The following is a 16737-nucleotide window of genomic DNA, read 5'->3' on the forward strand; positions in this document are numbered from 1 at the left end:
ATTAAAGTTTCACTTTATATAGGTTTTGAGAGAGTAAGATATAAGATATATTGTTTGTAGTGGAGATCTTGAATGAAGGGAGCGTGTGATAATTGGCAATGACGGATGAACAATTCGAAAATTATCTTGTTATGTGTTATGACAAATTAGAAAGTAAACAGCAAAAATTCATTTCGGATTATAATATCTATAACTTTGATGAGTATTGGTATGATCAAGATCGATGTATATTACAGTTTAAAAAAAATGGTCAAGTGTTACTTGAATTTAGTGTTGTTTTTATAGGGTCTTGGTCTGGAAAGAGTAACAGTTGGATGTGGTCTTGGGCTAATGAGAATGTGGCTGATTATGCAAGAAGTAAGTCTAACTGTTTGAAAGATCTACAAAATATTACAGGAAATGAAGTTTTTATAAATTCAATTTTTGAATGTGATCAAGAAATGGCGTATGAGCTAGCAGCCTTTTCCATTGAATATTTAGATGCAGAAGGAGTGTATATGGCACCAGGTGAGAGAAGTGATGTATTTATGGCTGTTATGTCACCGCATGCATTGTGAGTAGAGCATATGAAAAATATAGATAAGGTAGAATGAAAAAGGAGTACAGTTTAATAAATTAATAAAAGGTATCATAGGTCCTCGATGCATGGTGATAAATTTAAAGGAGTGAATTATATTGCTTGAAGTAAAGTTTTACGATTGGAAAAAAAAACGTCCTAAAAAACATTATTTGCTTGTACATGAAATTAGAATTTTTGAGCTGATTTTCTCAAAGAAAGTTAGCAAGTTTGAGATGGGATTAAGAGAGATTGAAAAAGTAACTGTCTTTTGTTTAGCTAACGAAAACACTGATATTTCATATGAAGTGAATAGAGCTTTGGGTGAAATTCGTATATATGTTCCATATGATTTTATGGACTTTTTAGCATTAAATTCAGTTGAAGAGAAATACAAAGAGTTTTGTAAATTAGTACGCCAATATGTTATCCCTGGACTTGAAGAAAACTCTATCCTTTCACCCTCTATTGTTAAAGGGTATACAGAAGAATCTTTAGAAGAAATTGTGAAGCAAAACTATGAAGGAATATTTTTAGTTGGAAAGACACCTAAGAAAAGTCCAAGCCGTAAGAAAGTAGCAATACTAAAAGGGATTCATCGCGTTAAAGGTTTCCAACTACGATGTGAAGTGTATGATGAAAAGGGATTAAAGATTCGAGACCAACTATTGGTGGAAGAGGTAGGGAATGAAATGGTGTATGCAAGATTTTTGGGTACATTAAAATGGGAAAGTGAAAATCTAATAGTAGTCCAATCTAAATCTAGTAGTTGGAAAGAAGAAATCTATCTTTAATAACAAAGTTGTATAGTAGGAAGAGGGTTGTAGAGCATAAATGAATTTTTTTCGGAAAAATAAATTAAGTGACATTCAGAAAAAGTACTATGAACATTTTGGAGAGCCGATTCAATTTGTTAATTATTATAGCCGTGGATCGGTTATGTATTTTCAAACGGATGATACGCTTTATTATGTTAATTTACTGAATGTATGAGGTGATAAATGTGAATGAACGTTTAAAGAAAATTGCAATGTTAAGAGAAAAGGTCGAGGAAAAGGCTACTAGAGAAAAGTTTTTAATGTTATGTCCGTCTATAAAAGAATTTGAGATTATTAGCGGGAAGAAAATTGCTTCATTAGTAAACTTTTTAATTGATGAAACACCGAATCCTATCAAAGTTATGAGTAAATTAAATGCTGAACAAGCTATCAATGAAATAAAAGAATTTGAATGTGAATTAACCAGTTTATTGTCTAAGAAGATTATTCTATGGTATGCACATGAAAACTGGGACTTTGGTGTGCAAATAGAGTTGGAAGATTTCATGTTATATATAAAAGAAGTATTACATTTCATTGGATATGATGATGCTCAAAGATCATTAATTTATTCTAGCCTTATTGTAGTAGATGCATCTATGAGAAGTGGCTTTACTTTTCTAAAGAATGAGTATGATCTTGAAATAGTACTATGGAAAGAAGGCTGAATGTATTAGAGTGTTTTGAAACAAATTGGATGAATGGTTGAATTTATTATTAGAAGAAGTGGTGCGTGGTTTAGTGTGATAGAAAGAAAAAGAGAGTCTTCAAGGGATATGTATAAGAGAGTAAAGGAGAGAAAATATGTCTTTTTATAAAGAGGAAATAGAAGGGGATAAATTGATTATAAGTGATGAAAGCATTGATATTTTAATGGATGCTTTTCAAAATAAAGGTGAAGAGATGCCTAAAAATATATCATGGAATTTCATAGCGACGGTATTACTCGCGGGATCTTATTATGAATAAGTAAAAAAACGAAGAGTTTAAATAGCCCTTCGTTTTTTTACTTTATTTTTTCTCTACCAATTTTTTATTCTTCCAATCTAGTGTGAACAATTTATTAAATGTTTTTTGATCAACGTCTTTTACGTTGTTTCCAACCCAGTTTGCAGTTCCGAATGTGTAGCCTGGACGAAGTTGGTAGTCGTCGGCGTGTTTTGTATAAGCGACCTGTAAGTTAGATTGATCTGTATTTTTTTCAGAGATAACAACAGCAATCATACCAGGAGAGAAACCGCTATTTGTTAGCGCTGGAAGTTGATCCATCGGTATTAAATTACCTTTTGCATCAGATTCATATAGGTATGTGCGAGAGTACATAAACAGTTGGTTTCCGTATAAAGAATGGTAGGAGTCACGTGTGTAAATACCCCAGTTTTGATTGTTATATCCGTTAAAGAATACGTTCCACTTTACGTTTTTGTTTGTTTGGTCAATTAAATTTGTTTTATAACTAGTTTGTTTATAGCTTACAGAGTCAGACCAAGTGACTTGACCAGTTGCACCAGCTTCACCGCTAGGGCCATTAGGCGTTACAGAAGCTTTAACAGAGCCACCAAGTTGATAAGATACGCTAGATGTTACAGTCGTTTCTTCTACAGCATTTGTAGGTGCTACGTTAAAGAAACGAGCGCTGTTATCTTGAAGGTTAAATGCAACATCATATTGTGAAGGATAACGTAATGTTGCACTAGCGCCAGGGATTGGGTAGTTATCAATAGGTGCATCACTTATAGTAGGATTTGCTTTTAGAAAACTACCAGTTGTATTAATAACGGCAATCTGTTTATCAGCGCTTGGATCATCGATAAAAGTTACCTTTAAAGACATTGTCATATTATCAGCTTGATCATTATTAAATGTATTATAGCTCGTATGTGTTTTTGCATTTTGCCCGATATCTGTTACAACTTGTGACGTCGTTTGAGCGTAAGCAGCAGGTGTTGAAAGAGTTACAGCGCTACTAGCAAAAACAGCGGATAATGCTAAACATTTTAAGTATGTTTTAGAACGTTTCATACAATCACTTCCTTTTATCTTTGTCGATATATGTCGTATTACATTTATATCGTAACATGAAAATAAAACGGAATGGATGGTTATGCATAATTGCATAGATGAGTTTTGGAGGATAGAGATAATAGCATTTTATCAATCCTTATTAAGAAAATTGATGCGGTTTTATTTTATCCCGCTATTTGCTGGGCAGTAAGACCCCCACCTCAAAATGCAGCGAAAGCAAAGAAGTTAGGTGGGGGATGAATAAATCCCCACTGATTAAAGTTTCATTTTATATATTCCTCCTAATCAATTCTCCAACTTGCGTCGCAACAAACGCAACATCACTATCAATTTCATCCAACACGTAAGACTCTAAAATGCCCATTACAGCTGTTCCTAAAAATTTTAAGACGATATGTTTATCGATGTTTTTATTTACTGATGTGTCTGTATTTAATTTTTTCTCTATTTCACCCATGATGAAAGTTAGTAATTTTTTTTGAAATGATAAGGTGCTGTTACTTCTAAATAGTGCCGCAAAAAATGGTTTGTGTTCTTTGAAGTATTCAAACCATATGATTGTTCCTTCTATAAATTCTTTGTTTTGCTTCTCGTAGCATATTTCTTTTAATTGGTCTAAATGATCGTCCACAATTTTATCTAATAAATTGTACTTATCTAGATAGTGTAAGTAAAACGTTTTTCTTCCGATGTTTGCTTTTTCGGTAATGTTTTTAACTGTAATTTCATCAAATCCATCTGTAATTAACATTTCTATAAATGCCGATTGAATGGCGTTTTGTGATTTTATAATTCTTCTATCGATTTTCTCCATATCGTGTTCCTCCGTTGTTGATACACATATTTCTTTATGTGTGTATTATCACCCAAATGCGTAAATGTGGTCATTGAAACAAGGTTCTACTCATTTTATTATAAATATACACATGAGTAATAACTCTCACAAGTGTAAAATTAATAATAAGATAAGGGTGGTTTTATATATGGCAGTTACGAAGGAAAATATAAGATTTTATACAAGAGGTTTACAAGTTGCAGGTGTTTTGAACATTCTTGAAGGTGCTGAGGAAAAGAAACAAAATCCAGCGATTGTTTGTGTGCATCCAGGTAGTAGCTGTAAAGATCAAACAGCAGGATTGTATGCCGAGAAGTTAGCGGAACAAGGATATGTCACGCTTGCGTTTGATGCGTCATATCAAGGTGAAAGTGAAGGTACACCGAGATATATTGAAGAGCCAGCTGTGCGAGTTGAGGATATTCGCTCAGCAGTAGATTATTTAACTACTCTTCCTTATATAGATGAAGAACGTATCGGTGTGTTAGGTGTTTGTGCAGGCGGTGGTTATGCGGTAAATGCTGCGATGACAGAGCGCCGCATTAAAGCGGTTGGTACAGTTGTTGGTGCAAATATCGGTCGTTTAAATCGTGAGTCTAACCCGATTGGTGTGTTAGAGGCAATTGGTAAACAACGTACTGCTGAAGCACGCGGAGCAGAGGAAATGATTGCAAATTGGATTCCTAAAAATCAGGAAGAGTTAGTAGCAGCGGGTATGACGGATATAGATATTGTAGAAGCAGTTGAGTATTACACAACGCCGCGAGGTCAAAGTGTGAACTCGCCAAATAAGTTAAACTTTACGAGTATGGGATCCGTAATCGGTTTTGATGCGTTCCATTTAGCAGATACGTTATTAACGCAGCCGCTGCAAATTATTGTCGGCAGTAAGCAAGGTGCATTTGGTTCTTATAAAGATGGTCATGAGCTTTATGAGAAAGCAGCTTCAGAGAAAAAAGATTTACTTGTTGTGGAAGGTGCGAGTCATTACGATTTATACGACCAACCAGAACCAGTAAAAATTGCAGTAGAAAAATTAACAAGTTTTTATAAAGAGCATTTGTAAAAACAATGTTGATATAAATGGTGCCTATAGTTGTTAGATACAAGTCTAACAACTATAGGTTTTTACTATGATGAGCGAAGTGCTTAATATTTACGTTATAAGTGCATAACAAGTTATAATAAAAGAAATCAATAAGGAGGCTGGCTGTGAAGAATCTTCGTTATCTCAATATATTTACCATGTTAATTATATACACACTACTTATGTTTTACATTGGCTGGAACGGATGGGTTTGGCTTCATGCGGTATTTGGCTGGGAATCTTGGGGATATTATGCTTTCATAGTTGCATTTATTTCATATGCGTACATTCTCGTGCAAGTGTTTAAGTTTTTGCCATTTCTGCGAACGATAGGTTCGATTTGGTTTGCAGTTATACAATATGCGCTTATGTTGTTGCCATTAGCTAATATTATGGTCTTTCTTTTACAGTTTTCAGTAGAGAAAGAAGCGGCAATTATTTGGACAGGGGCGGCTGTGATAGCTGCATTTATCTTTATCTTTGCGTATGGAGTATTTAATGCGTATAGTCCGGTAGTAAGAAAGTACGAGGTGCACATACCGAAAAAGGTAGAGGGGCGTAAAAGTTTACGCATTGCGATGGCTTCTGATATGCATTTCGGTAAACTGTCTGGCGTTTCGCATTTAAAAAGACTTGTTCGTCATGTAAATGAGATGGAACCTGATATTATTTTACTGCCAGGTGATATTATCGATGATCATCCAGGTGTGTTCATTCAAAAGAATATGGGACCAATCATGAAACAAATGAAAGCACCATTAGGCGTATATGGTGTTTTAGGGAACCATGAATACTACGGTAGAGCGGTTCCAGAGTTTTTACAAGAGATGGATAAGATTGATATTCGTATTCTTTTAGATGAAGTAATTACAATTGAAGATGACTTTTATCTCGTTGGAAGAAGAGATAAAACAGAGCGAGATCGTCAAAGCTTTGAACAATTAATGAGTACGGTAGATAAATCGATGCCTGTTATCGCAATGGATCACCAGCCATTTGAGTTGAAACAAGCAGCAGCGGCAGGTGTAGATTTATTATTATCCGGTCATACACACCGCGGACAAATGGCGCCCAATCATATTGTAACGAGAAGAATGTACGAGCTAGACTGGGGATACGCACAAAAAGGCGCGTTCCACGCAATTGTTTCTTCTGGATTTGGATTTTGGGGACCACCGCTTAGACTTGGAAGTAGGTCGGAGATTGTGCAGGTAGAAGTTACATTTGAATAGGGGTTATGAAATAGAGAGCTGATGGCTCTCTATTTTTTTTAATAAAAACAAATAACAATAAATATTTATGTTGGTGCTAATTTCATAAAAGAGATAAGATTATAAGACTCGATCAAAATAAAGGGGGATTGTAAGTGATCATATCAGATGTACTATACGGAGAATTTGAAGTGGATCAAGTAGTAGAAGAATTAATTTCAAGTAAATCTATGCAAAGACTAAAGGGAATTCATCAAGCAGGCGCAAGTTACTTAATGAACGAGAAATGGAATGTAACGCGCTTTGATCATTCAGTTGGTGTTATGTTGTTAGTGAAAAAACTAGGTGGTTCAGTAGAAGAACAGATCGCTAGTTTACTGCATGACGTATCGCATACTGCTTTTTCCCACGTGATTGATTACGTTTTTCATAATGAAGATGAAAGTTATCATGAAGAGATATTTAGTTCTGTTGTGAAAAACTCAGAAATTCCAGCGATTCTTGCGAAGTATGGTTATAACTATGAAGATATTTTATTAGATGATTCGAAATGGACGTTACTCGAAAGGTCAGCACCAGAATTATGCGCAGACAGAGTGGATTATACATTACGAGATATGTATACATATGGGTATGTTTCTTTAGAAGAAGTTCACAGTTTTTTAGAAGATGTCATCGCTGTAGATGGGAAAATGGTTGTTCAAAGTGTCGAAATGGCAGAATGGTTTACAGAAACGTATTACAAGGAAGTAATCGATTTCTTTATGGAACCAATGAATATTTACGGAAATGATATGTTAGCGAAAACGTTAAAGGTAGCTCTTCATAAAAGGATTATTCATGCAGATGATTTTCTTCTTGAAGATGAGGAGCTTATTTCGAAATTGCAGCAATGTAATGACCCCGAAGTAGAAGCTTTATTAAGCAAAGTTCATCGAAATGTAAAAGTAAAAGAAGATAGAAACGATTATGATTTACATCAGAAAAATAAAGTGCGTCTTATTGATCCGCCGTTACTTCGTGAAGGGAAAATCGTTCAGTCGTCTGTTGTGTCAGAAAACATAAGACAGATGAGTGATATTGCTTATGAAAAAGCGGTGAGAGGGATGTATGTGAAAGTGATTTCGAATTAAAAAAGAAGTAGCGCATCGTTTTTAGAGCGCTACTTCTTTTTTATTAATGATCAAACCAATTCCAAATCTCAATATCTCCAAGAGTCGCATAACGTACGTGCGGGGAGTTTTGTAATTTTAATAACTCTTTCGATGGGCCAGTAATAACAATTCCGTATACTTTTACACCGTTATCCTTTACATATTGATAACGTTTATCTAAGTTTAGTTCTTTCTCAGAAAGCGCTGCTATTTTGCTTACCGTTTTTTTATGGATAGAAAGGACGCGCATCATTTCGGTTACTTTGTCTTCTTGCGTTTTCTGCCCGTCAGTTTCATTATCGAGGAATCTTACATGTTCTGGAAACCCTATAGCTTCTCCGCCATGTAGGATATAGTCATCTACATTTTTTCTTTCTTGTCCTGTATCTAAAGCGTACCATACAGGAGTTGGAGGGAGTTCTTGTGCCTCGAATATGCTATATAAAAGCGGTTCTAATTCTTTTAAAGTGTAAGCTTTATCAAAAGAAATTGCTACTTCTGCAACGGTTCCATCATGTACTTTTGCAAGTGTATCCCATACTTTTTTTGATGAATCCTTTAAATAATCACCCTGCTCTGTTTTTGGATGAACAAAGAAGAGTTTTGGTTGATAGAACGGATTCATCCAAGTTTGCTTCGTGATATCTACAGATGATAAGAAGCTTTTTGTTTCTATTGTACCGAGGGGCATTTCTTTTTTACCGATGGTTCTTACTAAATCAAATTGGCTATTCGTACGGAAAAAAGCTTCTACACTTGTTCCGCCTCCCATAACGCGGCTATTTGGGATAGTTGCTTCAAGTGCAAGCGAAGGAACCTCTCTAATTTCTTTTAGCCTTTTATCATTATTAGATTGAAAATAAAAGGCTGATAATACCCCGCCGATTATATAGATAACGATGCAAATTGATAATATAAAACCAAACGTTTGTAAACGATGTTTCCACTTAATTCTCCAAAAAGGAATTTTAAGATCTTTTGGAGGTAACTTTTTCTTAATTGGTTCTGTTTTTGTTAACAGCTCATCTAAGTAAGCTTCACACTCTTCACATGACTCAATATGACTTTCTAACAGTTCTTGTTCATCATGCGTGAGCGTTCCATTTTCATACTTCTTCCATAGTTTTTTAAATTCTGCACAGCCCATCTGTATCACTCCTTTATGCTTTTTATTTCTTTTCGTCCCCTGTGTAATTCAATTTTCACTTTCGCTAATGAGAGACCAGTCATTTCTGCTATTTCCTTATAGGAGAATCCATAGTAATCTCGTAGTAGCAGGGCATTTCGTCTTTCGAGCGGAAGAGAAGATAAACTGTCTAACCAACTAGCAATCTCATGTTTTACGAAATATTCATGTTCTGTACTTGGCACGTTTGGTAAATGGAATTCTTCCACTGTAGTTGTGTTATACTTTTTTTCTTTTCGATACCAATCGATAAAGGCGTTGTAGGCTATTGTAAATAACCACGGCCTAATTTCTTCGCCTTTATAATAATCAATATGGACGAGCATTCGGTAAAATGTTTCTTGCATGAGATCTTCCGCATAGTGGGAATCTCCGGTTAGGGAGAGAAGATAGCGAAATAAATCATGCATATGCTCTGAGTAAATGTCTTCTAATGATTGTTTGCGTTTCACTACATTTCCCTCCCTTCATACATAACAACGAAATACATATAAAAAAGTTACAATTTTTTATGGAATTATAGTAAAAAACGTCAAGAATTGGATAGGATTCTCTTTTATCATAATACATATAAGGCGGGTGAACAGAGATGGAAAGCTATGAAACACAAATTCAAAGGTCAATTGATTATATTGAGGAAGATGTAATGGAAAAACAGACGCTGCGTAATTTAGCACGTATTGCAGGTTTTTCTGAGTCGCATTTTCATCGTGTATTTCAGGCATTAGTAGGTGATACAGTAATGGAGTATGTTCGAAAGCGGAGGTTAGCCCGGGCAGCTTATCAACTTTCTCATACGGATGAAAAAGTTATTGATATCGCATTTGAGCATGGCTTTCAATCTCACGAAACGTTCACGAGAGCCTTTAAGAAATTATTTCAAATGACACCGAGTGAATATCGAAAACAAGAAATTGAAACACCGATGTATTACAGCGTGAATGTAAAGCAAAGAAAATTAAATCCGTATTTAGGAGGCATACAAATGGAATATCGTATTGTAAATAAACCAGAATTTTTAATGGCAGGTTATGAACTGAAGACGACAAGTAAAGAGGGGAAGAACCATCAAGACATCCCAGCATTTTGGCAAGAATATTTACAAAAAGATCTTGGAACAACGATTCCGAATCGTAAAGATACGAGCCAATGGGTAGAGCTTGGATTATGTACTGATTTTAATTTAGAAACAGGCGATTTCACTTATATTATCGGAATGGAAGTTATAGGCTTTGAAAATGTACCAAACGAAGTTGCGAAGCGTACTTTCCCAGCAGCGACATATGCTGTATTTACAACGCCGAAAGTTCCTCATGAAGAAATGGTATCGTCTATTCACCAAACGTGGAATGCAGTATTCTCAGAATGGTTCCCGCATTCAGGGTATGAACATTGCGGAGTTACAGAGTTTGAACTGTACGATGAGCGTTGCCACGAAGATAAGAGTGAGTTTGCACAAGTAGAGCTGTGGATACCGGTGAAGAAAAAATAATAAGGTAAGGGCGAATCATTGGGAGATGGTTCGCTTTTTTTATAAGTGGATTGTTAAATTTGTATTGTTTTATCTGTAATACATATGAAAATGGTAAAATAAAGTAGCAATTAAATATTGCGGGTGGAAGGTTATGCCCTTTCTTCATTTTGTGAAGAAAGGAGGTGTAATCGTATGGAATTTCTTTTGCAAATTTTGTTGGAAATTACAAAAACTATAGCTAGAGAAGGTATAGTTTTTGGATTTAAGAAATTAACGGCAAAAAAGCGCAAAAAGAAGACCACCCGTCTGCCTGCGAAGCGTGGGAAGTCTTCTAAGCGCAAATAAGCTTTAGTTGCAACCTTCCACCTTGCGGTAATTAGTTGCAGTGACGGGGTGTTGGAAGCACCTCGTCTACTTCATTTTATGCAAAACTTAGTTAGTTTATACTTCTATTTATAGTATAACAGTTTAGAAATGTATTTGTTAATAGTTTTATTTTTACTTTGTATAGTAGGGAGGTAGGTTAGTATTGTTGGTTTTTGTCGGTAAGTCGATATATCTAGAAAATCGCTGATATAATTCGAGTTGCGCCGATATAATTTCATATACCGCTAAAACACCCCAAAAAAACGATCTGCATAATTTCAATTACCGCAAAACTCTCCCAGAAAAGAAAAAAAGACGCCACATAGCGTCTTTCCTACGAACGAAACGGAAACACAAGAATAATCGTCGTTCCTTTTCCGAGTGCACTATCAACGGAAATTGTCCCGTTATGAGCATGAACGAGCTGTTTTGTAATGGCTAGGCCAAGTCCAGTTCCTATGTTGCTTTCTTCTGTGTTTGTTCCGCGGTAATATCGTTCAAATAGAAGTTCTTTCGTTTTTTCATCCATTCCTTTTCCGTCATCTGAAATGGAGAGTGTAAAGGAATTAGCGTTTTGTGATAATTTTACGATGACAGTAGTTGTTTCGTTATTATGTTTTACCGCGTTTACGAGTAAGTTTTCGATAATACGCTGGAACCATTTTTCTTCAATGAAATATTGAATTTTATTTGAGCTCGGTACGAATTCAATATTTTGATTTTGAAGTGTTGGATTATTAATAAATTGCAATAATACTTTTTGGACGAACTGATTGATTTCAACGTTTACGTGTTGGGCAGGAAGGCTGTTATTTTTTAATTGATACGTTAAGCTTAAATCATCAATTAATGTCGTCATATATTGAGATTTCTCTTTCATAACACTACCAAATTGCTGAATATCACGATCAGTCCAGTTATATTGATTCGATTCGAGTAATAATGCGTAGCCATATATAGAGCTAAGTGGTGTTTTTAAGTCGTGTGTTAGACCGGTAATCCATTCTTCTCGTGTTTGCTGGAGGACTTGCCTCATCGCATCATTTTTTTTGAGTGTAATAGAAAGGTGTTCTAGTGAACTTGTTACATCTCTAAACAAACGGAATGACCATTTTTCTTTACCAGATCGCCGGAACCTGACAGGTTTTCCTTTTTTACTAATAGGTTCTTCATACTTTCCACCAGCGATATTTTTTAGCCAGCGCATCGCATGTAATAACGGTTTTCCGAATTTATTACCGTACCAAATAGAAAGAATGACTAAATAAACAAATACGATAAGAAGGATTAATCCGCATCCGATGAGAAACTTCTTAGTAAATACATCTTCAATTTCGTAATCTGGATAGTAGTGCTCATTTTTTGCAGTTACAACGAGAAGGTTGCCACTATTTGCATCGTAAAAGCTAGACGTGTTTTCTTTATGATTCCACGGTTCTTTTTCATTAAGGGCAATTTGTATTGCTGAAAATGTTTTTTTCTTTCCAGTTGGATAGGAAAAAACCTCTTCGCCATTTTGATTAAATATTTGAAGTGTTGCTTTTTCTTTAGATAGTAACTGTTTTTCTTGGTCTGTTAATGCGAACGAATCCATCGTTAAAGAGGAATGCTCCTTTTGAATTGCTGTCAGTAACGCATTGCTTTTTAACATACCACCATAAATAACAAGTGCTTTCTTTTCTTCTAATTCAATTTCCCAATATGTAAATTTATAATTGCTTTCGATATGATGTTGTATATATGCGACTAAAGATGTCTTCGTATAAGCATCCGGAACATCATTTGGTGTATTAAAGTGGTAGAGGATCTTTCCGTTTTCATCTACAACTTGGAGCCAATCATTTTTCTCCTTTATTAAATCTTGCACTTCAGATTGTAACGAAATATGCCCATCCTCTGAAGAGATGTATCTTGAAATTGTAAAACTATCAGAATCCGGAATGTTAGGTTCGTATAAAGTACTAGTAAGAAGAAAAATTAAATAAGTAAAAGCAGCAACTACAGCGATAAGTAATGTAACTAAAACAAAAACGTGTTGCATGATAAATTGAATAATAAGTCGTTTATTAAAATTCATATCGTCACCCTACTTTGTAACGAACTTATAACCAAGCCCGCGAACGGTTTTTATATATTCTGGTTTACTTGGATCGTGTTCAATTTTTTCACGTAGTTTTCGAATGTGGACCATAACAGTGTTGTCATCGCCATTATAGGCAGGTGCTCCCCAAACTTTTTCATATATTTCCTCTTTCGAAAATACGTAGTTCGGATTCTCGCAAAAGAAGAGTAGTAGTTGAAAGAGTTGAGCAGAACATTCGACAATGTGCCCATCTACTGTTAGTTCTGCAGAGTGCTGATCAATTTCAAATCTTCCAAATGAAATTGAGTGTGGTTTTTGTTCGTGTGGTACGGTTTGTTTCATATGTCTCCGAAGCTGTGCTTTCATACGTGCTACTACTTCTAATGGATTAAATGGTTTCGTAATATAATCATCTGCACCGTATGAAAATCCGGATATTTTATCTAAATCAGATGCTTTTGCTGATAGGAAGAAAATTGGACAATCTGTTTGTTGGCGAATGATTGGACAAATATCAAAACCAGATTGTCCAGGAAGCATTACATCTAAAATAATTAAATCGTAATTGTTTTGCTTAGTTAGAGATAAAGCCATTTCAGCTGATGTTGCAGTTGTAATATGAGAAAAGCCTTCTTTTTCAAGAATGGTAGTTAGTAATTGTAAAATTGCTGTTTCATCATCAACGAGTAAAATATTTGCTTGGTACATAAATATCCCTCCTAATTTTCTCGAATATCATATCATCATTTTGTAACTTATGGAATTTTTAAGGAAATTTTAAGGTTTTCTTTCGCAAAAAATTAAGAATCAAATGATATGATAAAAGTAACATAGGGGAGGAGATGAGTGTGAACCCGTTTCAAGTGATGCGAGCTAGATATTTTTTAATTGTATTTGCACTATTAATTTTAATAGCGAGAAGTAGTGGCGATTTGCTAACAAGTATATTTCATATACAAAATTCTTCTTTTATAAATATCCTTATATTCTATATCCTTCCGATGGTATGGATTTCTTATGAGTATAGAAAGCACCACATTTCATTTTCATTATTTGTTAATAAAAATGAAACATTTAACTTGGTACAAGTTTTATACATTACGGTTATGTTATGCATGTTTAGTTACGGGTATCTTATTTTGTATATGTATAGTTTTGCATGGATTACACCGGACTTTATTATGAACGCCCTGCATGAACCAATTGTAGATAGTACTGGGGGATATGTATCTCAAGTCATTAGGGTCGTATTCATCGCACCAATTATCGGGGAATTTGTTTTTCGCGGATTTTTACTTCAACGTTTTGCAACAAAATGGGGAACGAGCATAGCGACCATCGTTGTAGCAATATTGTTTGCGTTGTTACATGTTGATTTCCTCGGTGCAGCCATATTCAGCATCGTATTGTCAATCGTATATATTCGTACGAAAAGTTTACTCATGCCAATTGCAATACATATGTTAAACAATGCATTTGTAATAGGTGCTTCTTTTCTAATAAGTAGAGAAAAAATTATTAGTTTTGCCGATTTCTCAAATTATACGACATTCTTTCCTGGACTTATTATTTTTATAACAGGATTAAACTTAGTACTTATCTTTTTATTTGTTAATCGCAAATATTGGAGTAAAGAAGTGCCGGTTATATATGCAGAGCAGGAAAAGAGCTTTTCAGATGTAGTCGGGAGTAAATAAGATGAAGAAGACGGTTGAAAAAATATTAAAAGACATTATAGATTCTACGTCTATTACAGATATGTGTGATAAAAGCGTTTGTCATTGGCTTCAACCTGTAGTAGATACGATTGTGTTTCCAGAGTATTACGTATTTTCTAGTACTCATTTAAAAGAAAATATTATTTCTCTTCTTATTGTGTTCGGGGTTTTACTAATATTTGGTCTAATTGTAGAAGAAATGATGAAGCGCATCTTCAAAAAGAATGAAGAGAAGTATATGTGGATTCATAAAGTATTCGAGAAAGTAATGGTGGCTTTCCTTTTGTTTTATGGTATAAAAACAATCATTTACTTTATAGCTTTGAAACATCATTAATTCGAAATTTGAAAGGGATGTATAAAATTATATGAATGAAACGATATCATCAAATAAGTTTTTTTATTTGATTTTACTTAGTCTAGTGTTAATAACGACAGTGAATGTTATTTTGCGCTGGGAGGAAGCTTATTTTTTCATGTATTTAGCGCTCCATTTGCTAGGGATTTTATGTATAAGTGGTGGAGTCGTTACTGAAAAAAAGAATGAAGAAAGCGTTAACTATATGTGTGTGATCGGTCTTGTTTTACTTTTAGCCGTACAGGGTATTATGAAATATAGTTCTTTCTCTTTACAAGATTTTAGTTTATTAATAGATGTACTTCCTTAAAGAGGCTTTTTATTTTATCTAAAAAGGAAGTAGGGTACGTGTTGGTTTGTAAGTGTACGGATTGTGAACCGAAGAAAGTGTTTAAAGATAGGTAAAACTCTTCTTATGTAGAAGAGTTTTTTTATGTAAATAAAAAGATCCAGAGCAATTCACATAATAAGCTTGTTCTAATTTAGCGTGTACGAACTTACAATAATAATAGACAGGCAGCATAGAGGAGGGAATAGCGTGAAGAAGGTTATCGGTTGGTCGCTTTTTTTGTACGTTGGATTTGCGTTACTTATATATTGGTATTTATTTGGATGGAATCATGAACTTATTCCGGACATGTATAAGGGAACGAGTGCAGATCCAGAAACGTTTATGAGTACGAGAGAGCTTACGCTAAGCCAAGATTATTCGCGCGTGAAAAATTTACTATACTTTTTAGCGACGCCTCTTGAATGGATTATTTTATTATTTGTACTTGTGCTAGGTATTTCAAGAAAGTTTGAGAAATGGTCGAAGGAAACGACTAAAATAAGTGTTTTGCAAGTTGCGATTTATTTCTTTTATTTATCATTACTGACAACAGTGCTTGCCTTACCGATGCAATGGATTGGCCGGAAAGTGTCCGTTGATTACGGCATTTCAACACAAAGTACACAAAGCTGGATAAAAGATCATGTTATCGGTTTTTGGGAAAGTTATGCGACTATGTTAATCGTAGTTACCGTTCTATTATGGCTTATCCGTAAATTTCCGAAGAGATGGTGGCTCGCAGGATGGGCGCTCTCTGTTCCATTTACAATCTTTTTAACATTCATACAGCCTGTCGTTATTGATCCACTGTATAACGACTTCTCGACGCTGAAAAATAAAGAATTAGAAACGAAAATTTTAGCGATAGCAGACAAAGCGGACATTCCTGCTAAACACGTATATGAAGTAAATATGTCAGAAAAAACGAATGCATTAAATGCTTACGTAACAGGAATTGGCCCTAACGCCCGTATTGTAATGTGGGATACAACACTTAAGCAGTTAAAAGATAAAGAGATTTTATTTATAATGGCCCATGAAATGGGGCATTATGTTATGAAACATATATATTTTGGCGTTGCAAGTTATGTATTGCTATCGTTTATAGGTATGTTTTTAATTAGTCGTATTATAAATATGTGTATTCGCAAATGGGGAGATACATTGCAAATTTCAAAAGTAGCATGTTTCTCCATGTTACCTTTATTTTTCTTAATTTCTTCTGTCCTCTCTTTTGCAGCACAACCAGCAACAAACTACGTTTCACGTATAGAAGAAAGAGCGGCAGATCAATATGCTTTAAATATGACGAAGGATGGGAAATCTGGTGTGAAAACTTTTCAATATTTATCAAAAACAAGTTTAAGCCAAGTAAATCCCCCTGCGTTAGTAAAATTTTTCTTATACACGCACCCACCAATTTTTGAAAGAATTCATACGTTTGAACAATATGAGAAACAAAGCAAAAAGGAGTAGCATGATAGCTACTTCTTTTTTTATAGAGATATAAGTTTCATATTGGGAATATTTATCAT

The 16737-nt window shown here is 34.7% G+C and carries 20 protein-coding genes; 14 read left to right on the plus strand and 6 right to left on the minus strand.

Annotated elements, in window-relative coordinates; genetic code table 11:
* Window positions 1-92 precede the first annotated feature (92 nt).
* The 5 genes from ABWK52_RS00450 to ABWK52_RS00470 all read left to right on the plus strand — a co-directional run bounded on the left by ABWK52_RS00450 (window position 93) and on the right by ABWK52_RS00470 (window position 2343).
* Window positions 93-557 (plus strand): DUF6882 domain-containing protein, encoded by a 465-nt coding sequence (locus ABWK52_RS00450; RefSeq protein ID WP_098541329.1) that lies wholly within the window; start codon window positions 93-95, stop codon window positions 555-557.
* A 118-nt stretch (window positions 558-675) separates the two neighbouring features.
* Window positions 676-1350: a hypothetical protein gene (locus ABWK52_RS00455; RefSeq protein WP_025709854.1), complete on the plus strand. Its 675-nt coding sequence runs from the start codon at window positions 676-678 to the stop codon at window positions 1348-1350.
* A 40-nt stretch (window positions 1351-1390) separates the two neighbouring features.
* Window positions 1391-1549 (plus strand): hypothetical protein, encoded by a 159-nt coding sequence (locus ABWK52_RS00460; protein WP_162871155.1) that lies wholly within the window; start codon window positions 1391-1393, stop codon window positions 1547-1549.
* Between the two features lie 10 nt (window positions 1550-1559).
* Entirely contained in the window at window positions 1560-2042 is a 483-nt protein-coding gene (locus tag ABWK52_RS00465) for a YxiF family protein (RefSeq protein WP_098541331.1), read from the plus strand.
* A 136-nt stretch (window positions 2043-2178) separates the two neighbouring features.
* The gene (locus tag ABWK52_RS00470; protein WP_170950093.1) at window positions 2179-2343 is read left to right on the plus strand and encodes a hypothetical protein; all 165 of its coding nucleotides are present in this window, start codon (window positions 2179-2181) and stop codon (window positions 2341-2343) included.
* Between the two features lie 42 nt (window positions 2344-2385).
* Here the strand turns inward: ABWK52_RS00470 and cytK2 are convergent, their stop codons facing one another.
* Window positions 2386-3396: a beta-channel forming cytolysin CytK2 gene (gene cytK2 / locus ABWK52_RS00475; protein WP_000830629.1), complete on the minus strand. Its 1011-nt coding sequence runs from the start codon at window positions 3394-3396 to the stop codon at window positions 2386-2388.
* A gap of 271 nt (window positions 3397-3667) precedes the next feature.
* Entirely contained in the window at window positions 3668-4213 is a 546-nt protein-coding gene (locus ABWK52_RS00480; RefSeq protein WP_000410998.1) for a TetR/AcrR family transcriptional regulator, read from the minus strand.
* Between the two features lie 169 nt (window positions 4214-4382).
* Between ABWK52_RS00480 and ABWK52_RS00485 the strand changes: the two genes are divergently transcribed.
* The 3 genes from ABWK52_RS00485 (at window position 4383) to ABWK52_RS00495 (ending at window position 7665) form a co-directional block, all read left to right on the plus strand.
* Window positions 4383-5300, plus strand: coding sequence for an alpha/beta hydrolase (locus ABWK52_RS00485; RefSeq protein WP_141537349.1), 918 nt, complete (start codon window positions 4383-4385; stop codon window positions 5298-5300).
* Window positions 5301-5446: 146 nt separating this feature from the next.
* Window positions 5447-6553, plus strand: coding sequence for a metallophosphoesterase (locus ABWK52_RS00490; RefSeq protein ID WP_000793767.1), 1107 nt, complete (start codon window positions 5447-5449; stop codon window positions 6551-6553).
* Window positions 6554-6687: 134 nt separating this feature from the next.
* On the plus strand, window positions 6688-7665 hold the full coding sequence (locus tag ABWK52_RS00495) for an HD domain-containing protein (protein WP_058839349.1): 978 nt from the start codon (window positions 6688-6690) through the stop codon (window positions 7663-7665).
* 43 nt (window positions 7666-7708) lie between these two features.
* Here the strand turns inward: ABWK52_RS00495 and ABWK52_RS00500 are convergent, their stop codons facing one another.
* Together ABWK52_RS00500 and ABWK52_RS00505 are read right to left on the minus strand one after the other, a co-directional pair.
* On the minus strand, window positions 7709-8833 hold the full coding sequence (locus ABWK52_RS00500) for an anti-sigma factor (protein WP_061113666.1): 1125 nt from the start codon (window positions 8831-8833) through the stop codon (window positions 7709-7711).
* A gap of 5 nt (window positions 8834-8838) precedes the next feature.
* Entirely contained in the window at window positions 8839-9324 is a 486-nt protein-coding gene (locus ABWK52_RS00505) for an RNA polymerase sigma factor (protein WP_098507871.1), read from the minus strand.
* A 137-nt stretch (window positions 9325-9461) separates the two neighbouring features.
* Here ABWK52_RS00505 and ABWK52_RS00510 point away from each other — a divergent pair, with 137 nt between their 5' ends.
* Both ABWK52_RS00510 and ABWK52_RS00515 read left to right on the plus strand, forming a co-directional pair.
* Entirely contained in the window at window positions 9462-10364 is a 903-nt protein-coding gene (locus ABWK52_RS00510) for an AraC family transcriptional regulator (RefSeq protein WP_098507872.1), read from the plus strand.
* Window positions 10365-10538: 174 nt separating this feature from the next.
* Window positions 10539-10691: a hypothetical protein gene (locus ABWK52_RS00515; protein ID WP_000394943.1), complete on the plus strand. Its 153-nt coding sequence runs from the start codon at window positions 10539-10541 to the stop codon at window positions 10689-10691.
* Window positions 10692-11046: 355 nt separating this feature from the next.
* Here the strand turns inward: ABWK52_RS00515 and ABWK52_RS00520 are convergent, their stop codons facing one another.
* A complete protein-coding gene (locus ABWK52_RS00520) occupies window positions 11047-12789 on the minus strand; it encodes a sensor histidine kinase (protein ID WP_098507873.1) in 1743 nt (580 codons plus the stop codon).
* A 9-nt stretch (window positions 12790-12798) separates the two neighbouring features.
* A complete protein-coding gene (locus ABWK52_RS00525; protein WP_000283870.1) occupies window positions 12799-13503 on the minus strand; it encodes a response regulator transcription factor in 705 nt (234 codons plus the stop codon).
* Window positions 13504-13643: 140 nt separating this feature from the next.
* On the opposite strand from ABWK52_RS00525, the gene ABWK52_RS00530 reads away from it, so the two are divergent.
* The 4 genes from ABWK52_RS00530 (at window position 13644) to ABWK52_RS00545 (ending at window position 16678) form a co-directional block, all read left to right on the plus strand.
* Window positions 13644-14492, plus strand: a complete 849-nt coding sequence (locus ABWK52_RS00530; protein WP_001067984.1) for a CPBP family intramembrane glutamic endopeptidase — start codon at window positions 13644-13646, stop codon at window positions 14490-14492.
* Window position 14493: 1 nt separating this feature from the next.
* On the plus strand, window positions 14494-14850 hold the full coding sequence (locus ABWK52_RS00535; protein WP_000754337.1) for a hypothetical protein: 357 nt from the start codon (window positions 14494-14496) through the stop codon (window positions 14848-14850).
* Between the two features lie 31 nt (window positions 14851-14881).
* Window positions 14882-15181, plus strand: a complete 300-nt coding sequence (locus ABWK52_RS00540; protein WP_001006050.1) for a DUF2101 family protein — start codon at window positions 14882-14884, stop codon at window positions 15179-15181.
* Window positions 15182-15409: 228 nt separating this feature from the next.
* The gene (locus ABWK52_RS00545; protein ID WP_000755730.1) at window positions 15410-16678 is read left to right on the plus strand and encodes a M48 family metallopeptidase; all 1269 of its coding nucleotides are present in this window, start codon (window positions 15410-15412) and stop codon (window positions 16676-16678) included.
* Window positions 16679-16737: the final 59 nt, after the last annotated feature.

The organism is Bacillus sp. AP50, from assembly GCF_040492675.1.
Taxonomy (GTDB): Bacteria; Bacillota; Bacilli; order Bacillales; family Bacillaceae_G; genus Bacillus_A; species Bacillus_A cereus.

Excerpts from the sequence above, each read along its gene's own strand:
- ABWK52_RS00460 (WP_162871155.1), top strand. The coding sequence starts at position 1,391 with ATGAATTTTTTTCGGAAAAATAAATTAAGTGACATTCAGAAAAAGTAC.
- ABWK52_RS00470 (WP_170950093.1), top strand. The coding sequence starts at position 2,179 with ATGTCTTTTTATAAAGAGGAAATAGAAGGGGATAAATTGATTATAAGT.
- cytK2 (WP_000830629.1), bottom strand. The coding sequence starts at position 3,396 with ATGAAACGTTCTAAAACATACTTAAAATGTTTAGCATTATCCGCTGTT.
- ABWK52_RS00480 (WP_000410998.1), bottom strand. The coding sequence starts at position 4,213 with ATGGAGAAAATCGATAGAAGAATTATAAAATCACAAAACGCCATTCAA.
- ABWK52_RS00485 (WP_141537349.1), top strand. The coding sequence starts at position 4,383 with ATGGCAGTTACGAAGGAAAATATAAGATTTTATACAAGAGGTTTACAA.
- ABWK52_RS00500 (WP_061113666.1), bottom strand. The coding sequence starts at position 8,833 with ATGGGCTGTGCAGAATTTAAAAAACTATGGAAGAAGTATGAAAATGGA.
- ABWK52_RS00510 (WP_098507872.1), top strand. The coding sequence starts at position 9,462 with ATGGAAAGCTATGAAACACAAATTCAAAGGTCAATTGATTATATTGAG.
- ABWK52_RS00515 (WP_000394943.1), top strand. The coding sequence starts at position 10,539 with ATGGAATTTCTTTTGCAAATTTTGTTGGAAATTACAAAAACTATAGCT.
- ABWK52_RS00520 (WP_098507873.1), bottom strand. The coding sequence starts at position 12,789 with ATGAATTTTAATAAACGACTTATTATTCAATTTATCATGCAACACGTT.
- ABWK52_RS00525 (WP_000283870.1), bottom strand. The coding sequence starts at position 13,503 with ATGTACCAAGCAAATATTTTACTCGTTGATGATGAAACAGCAATTTTA.
- ABWK52_RS00535 (WP_000754337.1), top strand. The coding sequence starts at position 14,494 with ATGAAGAAGACGGTTGAAAAAATATTAAAAGACATTATAGATTCTACG.
- ABWK52_RS00540 (WP_001006050.1), top strand. The coding sequence starts at position 14,882 with ATGAATGAAACGATATCATCAAATAAGTTTTTTTATTTGATTTTACTT.